Genomic DNA, 11367 nt, shown 5'->3' on the forward strand with positions numbered 1-11367 from the left:
ATCACTCGCGATCCTGTTGTTTTTCTAGACGTTTTTCACGCGCTGTTTGCGAACCCGTTTCAGCTTTTGTTTCAATTTTCCCATCGGCGGCCATGAAACGGGCACAGGCCTCGTGCGCGACCTGCAACTCGCGGCTGACCAGCCGGGTCGAGATTCCCCAGCGGTCGGCCAGCTCCTTCAGCGTGGTGTCTTCCATCCGGGCCGAATACAGGATGTCCCGCTGGCGCGGCGGCAAGGCGTCCAGCGCCTGCACGGCGCGTTGCAGGTCGTAGCGGCCCGCGACGGTCTGCTCGGGCCCGGCGGCCGGGTCGGCATAGTCGTAGAGGTCCTCGATTTCGCTTTCGACCAGATGCCGTGGCGCGCCCCGCAACCGGTCGATGGCGGCATTCATCGCCGTGTGCAGCAGATAGGCCTGCGGATGGCGGACCGACTCGGTATCCTCGCGCTCGGCCAGCCGCACGTAGGCGTCCTGCAAGGCCTCGCCCGCCAGTTCCGTCGACCCGAAGCGACGCACCAGTTGCGCTTTCAGGGCGTCGTAACGCTCGACGAACAGGCGGCGCAACTCGCCGCTCAAGCCCTTGGCGGTCATGGTGCGCACCCCTGGCCGCTGTCGGGACGCACCAGCAGCAGCACGGGCTGGGGAAGCTCGGGCGGCGGCGCGACGCCCAGCCGCATGCCGGTCAGTGTCTGCACGATGCGCGGCTCCAGTTGTCGATGGCCGGTGGCATGCGCGGCCACCTCTGCCAGCTCGCCAGACGGCCCGATGCGCAGCCGCAATGCCAGCCGGTAGGCGCCGGGAGAGAGGCCGGCATTCGCGCACAACGTGCGGCCGATGACATATTGCAGTTGGCCATAGAACTGCGGCAACGTCGCCTCGGCCGACGTCTTGCCCGCCGTTCGCCTGCCGCCGGCCTGCGCGGAAGCGGCTTCGGGCACCAGCATGAAAGCGTCGGGTCCGGCGAAGTGGGCTTCCATTCCCGAGCCGTCGATCAGGCGGCGCAGGGCTTCGTCAGGCGTCAGGCGTCCCGCCACCGCGGCGGACATGCGTCCCTGCACGTGCCGGGTGTCATACAGCACCGATCGGCCAGTGACCTGGCTGTACTGCAGCAAGGCGTCATGCAGCGGCTGGCTGGGCAGCGCAAACAGGAAGGAGGCCTGCGCGGACGGCTGCGCCTGCGCCACCAGCGACAAGGCCAGCGACAGCATGGCGATCAGCCCAGCCAGCCCGCGTCGTTGGACGTCGGGGCCGGAGGCATGCAGCGCGGGGGTAGAGAAGCCATGCGAGAACACGGATCGGCAGCGCGAGGCCGCTTGGCGGCCGTGCCCGGGCGGACGGAAGGTGTCGCATGGTAGGGCGGCGAGGTGACACTTGCGTGACGGTCGGAGCTCGTCCGCGCCCCGCCGTCGTCATTGCGGCACGATCAGCCCAGCGCCGCGCGGATTTTCGCCGCGTGCTCGGCCAGCAGTTCGGGCGTGGCCATCTCGCCGGTGTGCGGGCGCAGCGCCACGCCTTCGAAGCGCGGCAGGATGTGGAAATGGATGTGGAACACCACCTGCCCGCCCGCCGGCTCGGAGAACTGCTGCAGCGTCAGGCCATCGGCCTGGAACGCCGCGCGCGCCGCGATGGCGATGCGCTGCGTCTTCAAGATCAGGTCGGACAGCGATTCGGGCGCGATGTCGAAGAGGTTGCGCGCCGGCGCCTTCGGAATCACCAGCGTATGCCCGTCGGTGCGCGGCATGATGTCCATGAAGGCCAGCGTACTGTCGTCCTCGTAGACCTTGTGGCACGGGATTTCGCCGCGCAGGATCTTGGCGAAGATGTTGCTGTCGTCGTAGCCGGACATGGTTGCTCCTGTGGGGATGTTCTGGAATGGCAGGCTGCCCGCGGCGGGCCACCCGCGCGAAGGCCTGATAGTAGCAAGCCGGCACCGCCGCTGGCTCGCCACGGCCGTCACCGCGTCCCCCATTCGGACGCCGGCGGCGGGTAATGCCTGATGTCCCTCGCCAAGGGCTTCGGTACCATGGGGACGCATTATCACAACGACATCAGGAGACAACATGAGCCGTATCCCCCTGCGCCGCCTGGCCGCGCTGTTCACCCTGTTCGCCTGCGCCGCCCTGCCCGCCGCGCATGCCGCGCAAGGCAAATGGCCCGACCGGCCGATCACCATCGTGTCGCCCTACGCCCCCGGCGGCACCACCGACATCCTGGCGCGCCTCTTGGCCAACCGCCTGCACGACAAGCTGGGCCAGACCATCATCGTCGAGAACAAGGCGGGGGCCGGCGGCAACATCGGCACCGATCTGGTGGCCAAGGCCAAGCCCGACGGCTACACCTTCCTGCTGGCGGCCAGCGGCCCCATCGTGATCGCGGGCACGTTGTATTCCAGGCTGAACTACAAGCCGGAAAGCGACTTCACCGCCGTCTCGCCGCTGGCGCGCACCAGCTTCGTGGTGGCCGTCAACGCCAAATCCGGCCTGACCTCGCTGAACGACATCATCGCCAAGGGAAAGACGGGCGATCTCTCGTTCGGCTCGGCCGGTTCGGGCACGCCGCAGCACATCATCGGCGAGATGTTCAACGTGGCCGCCAAGACGAAGATCCAGCACATCCCCTACAAGGGCTCGGGTCCGCTGCTCAACGACCTGGTGGGCGGCCAGGTGCCGATGGCCTTCGAGAACCCGCTGCCCATCATGCAACAGGTCAAAGCGGGCAACCTGAAGGTGCTGGCCGTGACCGGCGCCCAACGCTCGGCCGCGCTGCCCGACGTGCCCACGCTGGCCGAGAGCGGCATCCAGGGCTTCGATGCGCAACCCTGGTATGGCCTGCTGGGCCCGGCCGGCATCCCCGCCGACATCACCCAGCGCATGAACAAGGAAGTGCAGGCGGTGCTGGCCTCGCCGGACGTGAAGAAGCAACTGGCCGACCTGGGCGTGGAACCCATGATGATGACGCCCAAGGAGTACCAGGACTTCATCGCCCGGGACATCGTGAAATGGGGCGCGGCGGTGAAGGCCTCGGGCGCCACGGTGGACTGACGCGCGCCGGTTGACGAAAGACGGCGGGACGGCGCATAGTCGGCTCGCCGTTTTTCATTGCGGCGCCGGTGTACGGCGCCGCGCCTTCTGGATTTCCATGCAGCCGTTTCTCGATCATGCCGCGGTCGCCGCGCTGGCCGCCCGCTCCGATGCCGTCACGCAGCCGTGTGCCTGCCTGAAATCGCTATCCGCCGCATGGACCAGCGAGCCGGTGTCGTTCCCCGAGGCCCAGTTGCGGCAGATCGGCACGCTGCGCGAGTCTGCCTACGATGAACCCACGTTCGAGGAATTCCATCCGGCCGGCACGCATTTCTGGTCGCCCGAGGCGCCCATCGCCCCGCGCTACTTTCCGGCCAACCGCAGCGACGTGTGGGAATGCACGACGTGCGGGCGCGTGTTCCTGCGATATGTGGAAGGCGGCGGATACTTCGTGGACCGGCGGGTCCGGCCGCTGGCCGGCGAATTGCTGGTGGACGCGGCGATCTGATACCGCCCGCCGCGGTCGCGGCGGATCGGTACCGGATCCGGCGTCAGGCAACGGCCCGCGCGCCTTCGGCCATTTACCGGCTGCTGATTCGCAGCCAGCCCCCCAGCGCGCGGTTGCAGGGATGCACGCCGCCCCCCGCGACACCCTGGCCGCACTGGCTGTCCGCATCCTGCTGGGCAGGCTCCTGCGCTTCGATCACGGGTTGGCTGCCGTCCTCGAAAGGCGTGCGCAATAGCTGGGCCGGCATCTGCGACAGCCCTCCCGGCAGGATCGAGAAGGTACCCGGAACGAAGGCCAGCGCGTAGTTGCCCGACGCCGCCAACGTGCCCTGCCCGATGGCGTAGCTGCCCAGCGCATCGCCCGCCGCGCGCGCCAGCAGGCCCGAGAACACGCTGTCCAGGCTGTCCCACGACGCCAGGCTGCCACCGCTGAGCATCCACGTCAGCGCGGGGTCCGCCTGCCCGGTCATGCGGCTCTGGTCGCCGGCTGTCACCGTCACCGGTCGGGGCGTGACCACCAGATTCGCACCCGTGTAGCGCACGTCGTAGTTGGCCGAAGCCGACAGCGTGCCTTGCGTGATCGCGTAACTGCCCACGCCGCTGCGCTCGCCAGCCGTGGTCGCCAACGCACCGGCCAGCGTATCGCCACCGGCCAGGCCCTGCCCGCCCAGCAGATACGTCAACAACGGATTGGCCTGGCCATACTGCCGGCTCAGCCCGTTGGCCGTGACCACCAGCACGCGCGGCGCGATGTCCGCCGAGGTCGCCGCCGTATTGGACGCCAGCACGTAGTTGCCCGCCTTGCCGCCCGCCAGCACGATATCCGACACGTCCACCCGCTTGCCCGTGCCCGCGTTGATGTCGGCGAACAGGAAGCGCCCATCCGCTGATACCGCGTCGCCGAACAGCACGCCGGCCAGGCCGACGTTGCCGGTTGCTGCCGTGGTGGCGTCATACACCTTGCCATCGGCGGAGACTACCGCCGAGATCGTGCGCGGCGTGACGGCCAGGCTCGCGCCGTTGTAGGTCAGCACGTAGTTCGGCGAAGCGGCCAGCGTGCCCTGCGTGATGCCGTAGCTGCCGACGTCGCTCGTCTGCTGCGCCGCCGTGGCCAGTTGGCCGCTGAGCGTATCACCGTTGACCAGGCCCTTGCCGCCCACCGTGTAGGTCAACGCGGGATTGGCGTCGCCGTACACCCGCGTCTGGCCGCCGGCATCGACGACGATGGCGCGCGGCACGATGCTCAGCGTGCCGGCCGTAAAGCCCGTGACATCGTAGTTTCCCGACGCCGCCAGCGTGCCTTGCAGGATGCCGTAGCTGCCCACCCCGCTGGCCTGCGTTGCGTTGCTGGCCAGTGCGCCGGTCAGCGCATCGCCGTTGACCAGGCCCCTGCCGCCCACGGTATAGGCGAAGCCGGGATCGGCATCGCCATAGTCACGCGAGGCATTGTCCGCCGTGATCGTGATCGCGCGCCTGCCGACGGTCAGCGTCCCGCCCGTGAAGCCGGTGACATCGTAGTTGCCCGATGCCGCCAGCGTGCCCTGCGTGATGCCGTAGCTGCCCACATTGCTGGTCAGGCCTGCCAGCGTCGCCAGTGCGCCGGTCAGCGTATCGCCATTGACCAATCCCTTGCCGCCCACCGTGTATGTCAACCCCGGATTCGCATCGCCGTAGTCGCGCGACAGATTGTCCGCCGCGATGCTGATCGCACGCTTGCCGATAGTCAGCGTGCCGCCCGTGAAGCCGGTGATGTCGTAGTTGCCCGACGCCCCCAGCGTACCCTGCGTGATGCCATAACTGCCCACATTGCTGGTCAGGCCCGCCAGCGTCGCCAGTGCGCCGGTCAGCGTATCGCCATTGACCAACCCCCTGCCGCCCACCGTGTACGTCAACCCCGGATTCGCATCGCCGTAGTCGCGCGACAGGTCGTCGGCCGCGATGCTGATCGCGCGCCTGCCGATGGTCAGCGTGCCGCTCGTGAAGCCGGTGACATCGTAGTTGCCCGACGCCGCCAGCGTGCCCTGCGTGATGCCGTAACCGCCCACATTGCTGGTCAGGCCTGCCAGCGTTGCCAGCGAACCGGTCAGCGTATCGCCATTGACCAGACCCCTGCCGCCCACCGTGTACGTCAACGCCGGATTCGCATCGCCGTAGTCGCGCGACAGGTCGTCGGCCGCGATGCTGATCGCACGCCTGCCGATGGTCAGCGTGCCGCCCGTGAAGCCGGTGATGTCGTAGTTGCCCGAGGCCGCCAGCGTACCCTGCGTGATGCCGTACGCCCCTACATTGCTGGTCAGACCCGCCAGCGTCGCCAGTGCGCCGGTCAGCGTATCGCCATTGACCAATCCCTTGCCGCCCACCGTGTATGTCAACCCCGGATTCGCATCGCCGTAGTCGCGCGACAGATCGTCGGCCGCGATGCTGATCGCACGCCTGCCGATGGTCAGCGTGCCGCCCGTGAAGCCGGTGATGTCGTAGTTGCCCGAGGCCGCCAGTGTGCCCTGCAGGATGCCGTAGCTGCCCACCCCGCTGGCCTGCGTTGCGTTGCTGGCCAGTGCGCCGGTCAGCGCATCGCCGTTGACCAGGCCCTTGCCGCCCACCGTATAGGCGAAGCCGGGATCGGCGTCGCCATAGTCACGCGAGGTATTGTCCGCCGTGATCGTGATCGCACGCCTGCCGACGGTCAGCGTGCCGGCCGTGAAACCGGTCACGTCGTAGTTGCCCGACGCCGCCAACGTGCCCTGCGTGATGCCGTAGGCCCCCACATTGCTGGTCAGGCCCGCCAGCGTTGCCAGAGAACCGGTCAGCGTATCGCCATTGACCAGCCCCCTGCCGCCCACCGTGTACGTCAACCCCGGATTCGCATCGCCGTAGTCGCGCGACAGATCGTCGGCCGCGATGCTGATCGCACGCTTGCCGATAGTCAGCGTGCCGCCCGTGAAGCCGGTGATGTCGTAGTTGCCCGACGCCCCCAGCGTGCCCAACAGGATGCCGTAACTGCCCACGTCGCTGGCCTGCGTGGCCGAGGTGGACAACGCGCCTGTCAACGTGTCGCCACCGACCAGGCCACTGCCGCCCACCGTGTAGGTGAACGTGGGATCGGCATCGCCGTAGACGCGCGACTGGTCATCCGCCGCAACGGTGATGGAGCGCTTGCCTATCGTCAGCGTACCGCCTTGCACCGTGATGTCATAGCCCGTCTGGCCCGAGTACAGGCCATTGGCGATGGTGTAGGTGCCGGCGTCGGCATCCGTCAGGTCGCTGCCCAGCGTACCTTGCAGCACGGCGGAGACGTCCGAACGGCTGTAAGTGAAGGGGAGTTGATAGGACTGCCCGTCGTAGGTCTTGGACGCATCGTCCGCCGTGACGGTCACGCTCGTCAGGAAGCTGCGCAGCAGCGGGCCGGTATGTCCTTCATAGATGCGCCAGGCCTTGCCCGTGCCGCCGGCATCGTCGATGTCCCAACCGGCATCGGCAAACGTGGAAAGGTCCTGGAACTGGGCCAGCGTCAGGCGCGTGCCCAGGCCGTTGTCCGTACCGCTGCCGTCGTCCAGCCAGAACGAGGCGGTGATGCTGGGGGGAAGCGCCGGATCCAGCGCGTCGACGCCGCCCACCAGGCCGCCCTTGGCCGCGGCCCCGGACACGCCGCCCGTCGCATAGGCGTTGCCGATGGAACCGTCCAGCACGAGGCCGGCCAGGCCGCCCGCATAGGCGCCTGCCGAACTCGCCGCATTGGACACGGCCCCGGTGGCATAGGCGTTCAGGACGGTCCCACCCGTCATCACGCCCAGCAGCCCGCCCGCCACCGCATCGGTCGCCGTAACGGAAAGGCCGGACACGGCCCCGGTGGCATAGGACCCGCGGATGGCAGACCCGCTCTCCATCACCGCGACCAGGCCGCCCGCGGCCACGCCGCTGCTGCTGCCCGGAGGCAGGCTGCTGGAGACCGTGGCGGAAACATCGCCGTTGGCGAACGACCGGTCGATCATGCTGTCGATCAGGGACCCGACCAGTCCCCCGGCATAGCCGAACACGTTGCCCGAGACCGCCACGTTGCCGGTCGCGTAGGTATCCGTGATGCTGCTCTGCAGGGCGTATCCCACCAGGCCGCCCAGGATGACGTCGACCCCCGGCGTGGTGCTGACCGCGCCCGTCGCATGGGAGTCGGCGACCGACCCGTTCTCCAGGTAGCCGACGAGGCCGCCGGCGCCCAGGGCACCCGGCGAGGACACCGTGACGGTGCCGGTTGCATACGTATCGCTGATGATGCCGCCGTCGACGTGCCCCACCAGCCCGCCGGTCATGAGTCCGCCGGACACGTTCGCGGTGGCATGAGAATCGGTGATGGACGCATGGGCCGGATTGGTGACGCCGTCCTCTTTCAGCAACGTGCCCACCAGGCCGCCCACGAACTCGGTGCCCTCGACCGTGCCGGCGGCACTGGAGCCGGTCACCGTGGCGCTGGCGACGACGCCGGCCAGTCCCCCCGCGAAAGCCCCGTTGGATACCGTCGCCTGGACATGCGCGTTCGAGATGCTTGCGTTCCCGGTTGCGATACCGACCAGCCCGCCGACGATGGCGCCTGCGCTGCCGGCCACCTGGCCCGTCACGTTGACGTTCTGGATCGTGCCGCCCGCCATCGACCCGGCCAGCGCACCGGCGGCATCGCCGCCGTCGATCCGGACACGGGTCAGGTCCAGGTTGCTGATCTGTGCGGACGTCAGGCTGGCGAACAGGCCGGCCTCGGCGAGCGTGCCGTCCGCGACGGTCAAGCTATCGATGGCATGGCCGTTGCCATCGAGCGAGCCGTCGAAGGCCTGGATGGGCACGAAACCCCGGCCGGCATTCCAGTTGACGGTGCCGCTGGCGTCGATGTCGTTGGCCAGTGTGTAGGCCCCGCCCCCGGCGACGATGCCTTGCAGGCCATAGACGTCGAACAGCCGGTACGGCGTATCGCTGGCGCCGTTGCCGTCCAACGCGCGCAGGAAGCTGGCGCCCGAGTCCGTGTCCAGCTGGAAGTCGCGCGCGTAGAAGCTGGGCAGACTGCTGCCCACCTGGCGCCATGCGCCCGGGCCGCTCTGCCGATAGGTATCGACATTGATTGCCGTGTTGCCGACCAGTGCGATGTCCTGTCGTGCATCGATACTGAAGGTGCCGTCCGCGGCGTCGATGGCGCCCGCCAGCGTCAGGCCTTGCGGGGCGACGAGCGAGAGCGACGAAGCGTCGGCCCACTGCGTGTTGCCGCTGAGCGTCAGCCCCTGCGTGCCGGTCAGCACGATGTCGCCGCTGACGCCGAAGGCGCCGGTGGTAGCCACCGACAAGGCGCCGGCCGCCGTGATGTCGCTGTCCAGCAGATACGATGACGTATCGGCCGTCAGCCTCAGATTGACGTTCTGGCCGGCCGCCAGCACGCTGCCGTCCAGCGGTCCCAGGAAGTCCAGGTCGGCGCTCGCGGCCAGATCGCCCGCCGCGCTGGAGATCGCCGCAATGGTATTCGATACGCTGCTGGCAGTCGTGTCGATGGCCAGTTCGCCGAGGCTCAACGTCAGGTTGGTGGTCACGCCCTGGTCGTTGAACGTCGCCCCCTTCTGCGTCGTGCCGTGCAGATAGGCCAGGACGTTGCTGTCCACGGCATCCGAGGTCGTCAAGGCATAGAAATAGCCGTTGGCGCCGATCGAGCCCTGGCCCGCCTGCGCGCCCTGCGACGCCACGATCACACTGCCGCCCGCACCGGCCACCGCGCCGCCAGCCCCAGTCACGGTGCCGCTGACGGCCTTGGGGGTTTCGCCCGCGGCGAACTGCCATTGCAGGTAGGGGTAGAGCCCGGCGCCCGTACTCCAGATCGACGGATCGAAGCCCGGCAGCAATATGCCCTGCATCTGCGCCGTGGTCAGTGCCGTGCCGCCGCCCGACGAAGTGGCCTGGCCGGAGGTCGCTGTGTTCCAGTACGAGGAGATGACGACGCCTGTACCCGACGTGGCATTCCCTATCAGTCCGCCCTTGACGCCGCTGCCGTACACGTAGCCCGTGGCGTAACTGTTCTGGACCGTCCCATCGGACTGCCCGACCAGCCCGCCCGCACTCCCGCCGCCCGAGACCGCGCCCATCGCGTAGGCGTCGCTGATGAAGCCGCTGCTCAAAACACCGACCAACCCGCCGCCTGACTGAACCGCCGTGACCGAGCCCGTGGCGTAGCTCTGCACGACCGAGCCGAGGCTGATCGCTCCCACCAGCCCGCCGGCGATCTGCCCTTCGACCGTCCCTGTCGCGGCGCTGTCCACGATGTTGCCGAGCATCAGTCCGGCCAGTCCGCCCGCATAGTTCCTCGCGGTCACGTTGCCGGATGCCAATGAACCCTGCACCAGGCCGGAGGACATATAGCCGACCACCCCGCCCGCTGAATACGCGGCTACCCCCATGTTCATGACGGTCGCGGCAGAGCGCGCGTTGCTCACAGTACCGTTGGAGGAGACATACCCGACGACACCGCCCGTGTTGTTGCCGCCCACCACCGAGCCCGTCACGTCGACGTCCTCGATCGCCCCCCCTGATTGCTGCCCCATGACCGCGCCGACCTGGGAGCCGTCCCCCCCGTCGATGGACACGTTCGTCAGGCTGAGCCGTCGCACCGTCGCGTTGTTGCCGGAGCCGATCAAGCCGACTCTCGCATTGCCCGCGCTCTTGATATAGAGGCCATCGATGACATGGCCCGCGCCATCCAGCGAGCCGGTGAAGACCAATGCCCCCGAGCCGGCGATCGGCACGAAGCCCCGGTCGGCGCGCCACACATCGGACAGCGAGCGCGTGGCCGACATGTCGATGTCGTTGCCAAGAATGTAGGCGGCCCCGAGGTTCATCGCCATCAACTGCACCTGGTGCGCGGTGCGCAGCGTGGTCGAGTATTCACTGCGCAGCATGGGCCGCGTCGAGCCGTCGATCATGAACCAGGTATTGGTGAAGTCGAAGCCGGCATAGCTGGCCTGGCTATAGGCATTGGCGGTACTCAGCGCCGTGGCGGTGATGGCCCCTCCTGCGCCCAGGGCGGCACCACGCCCCGTGGAGGTAGCGTCCCAAAAAGCATTGGCAGCCAATGTACCCGTGCCCGCGTAACCGATGAGTCCCCCGACATCGGCGATGCCCGAGACCGCGCCCGAGGCATACACGCTGCTCAGTATCCCGCCCTGGATGGGATTGCCGTACCCCAGCCCAGTGAAGCCGATCAGTCCGCCCACCCCCTGGCGGCCACTCACTGCGCCGGTGAAGTAGGCATTGGTCATGCTGCCCGCGCGCAGGCGGCCCACCAGTCCGCCGACTTCATCCAGGCCCGATACGCTCGCGCTGGATGTGACGTTCGTGAAGTTGACCTGGTCGGCCAGACCCACCAGGGCGCCATTCAAACCTTCACCGGAAACGGATCCGGTGACGTATACATTGGACAACGAACCCGCATTCATTCTTGCGGCAACGCCTGCGGTGGTCTGGCCCCCGACGATGGACACGTTGGTCAAGCCGAAGTTCTGAAGGCTGGCGTTGGTTGTGTCGTAGAAAAGACCTTGATAGCCGGCGCCCGGACGATTGATCGTCAGGCCGTCGATGACATGGCCCACGCCATCGAAGGCGCCTACCAAGCCTCTGATCGCAACAAAGCCCTCGCCATCGTTCCACAGGCGGGTGCCCGTGGCGTCGATGTCGCGGCCCAACGCAAAGCTCTGCGCGCCATTGGGGCCACCCGTCACGGCAAGCCCATTCAGGCCTTGCAGGCCGTAGACGTCGCCGATCAGCCAGGGCGCGCCCGCCGAGCCGTCACCGCCGAACAGGCGGGGGGAGGTTGCCCCCGCCGCC

The 11367-nt window shown here is 68.1% G+C and carries 6 protein-coding genes; 2 read left to right on the top strand and 4 right to left on the bottom strand.

All coding sequences use genetic code 11. The features are described from left to right. Position 1: 1 nt before the first annotated feature. The 3 genes from A7W11_RS26100 to A7W11_RS26110 form a co-directional block, all read right to left on the bottom strand. Positions 2–589, bottom strand: a complete 588-nt coding sequence (locus A7W11_RS26100; RefSeq protein ID WP_066421055.1) for an RNA polymerase sigma factor — start codon at positions 587–589, stop codon at positions 2–4. Then, positions 586–1290 carry an STN domain-containing protein gene (locus A7W11_RS26105; protein ID WP_156523240.1) on the bottom strand — a complete coding sequence of 235 codons (705 nt, stop codon included), beginning with the start codon at positions 1288–1290 and terminating at the stop codon, positions 586–588. Before A7W11_RS26105 ends, A7W11_RS26100 begins: the two co-directional genes overlap by 4 nt. Before the next feature lie 131 nt (positions 1291–1421). Further along, positions 1422–1844, bottom strand: a complete 423-nt coding sequence (locus tag A7W11_RS26110; RefSeq protein ID WP_066421060.1) for an HIT family protein — start codon at positions 1842–1844, stop codon at positions 1422–1424. 214 nt (positions 1845–2058) lie between these two features. Here A7W11_RS26110 and A7W11_RS26115 point away from each other — a divergent pair, with 214 nt between their 5' ends. Then, positions 2059–3039: a Bug family tripartite tricarboxylate transporter substrate binding protein gene (locus tag A7W11_RS26115; RefSeq protein ID WP_066421061.1), complete on the top strand. Its 981-nt coding sequence runs from the start codon at positions 2059–2061 to the stop codon at positions 3037–3039. Positions 3040–3130: 91 nt separating this feature from the next. Then, positions 3131–3526: a hypothetical protein gene (locus A7W11_RS26120; RefSeq protein WP_173678847.1), complete on the top strand. Its 396-nt coding sequence runs from the start codon at positions 3131–3133 to the stop codon at positions 3524–3526. Positions 3527–3599: 73 nt separating this feature from the next. Here the strand turns inward: A7W11_RS26120 and A7W11_RS26125 are convergent. Next, a partial coding sequence (locus A7W11_RS26125; RefSeq protein ID WP_066421078.1) for an MBG domain-containing protein occupies positions 3600–11367 on the bottom strand: 7768 nt, incomplete at its 5' end.

Origin of the sequence: Bordetella ansorpii, assembly GCF_900078315.1 — a bacterium.
GTDB lineage: Bacteria > Pseudomonadota > Gammaproteobacteria > Burkholderiales > Burkholderiaceae_B > Bordetella > Bordetella ansorpii.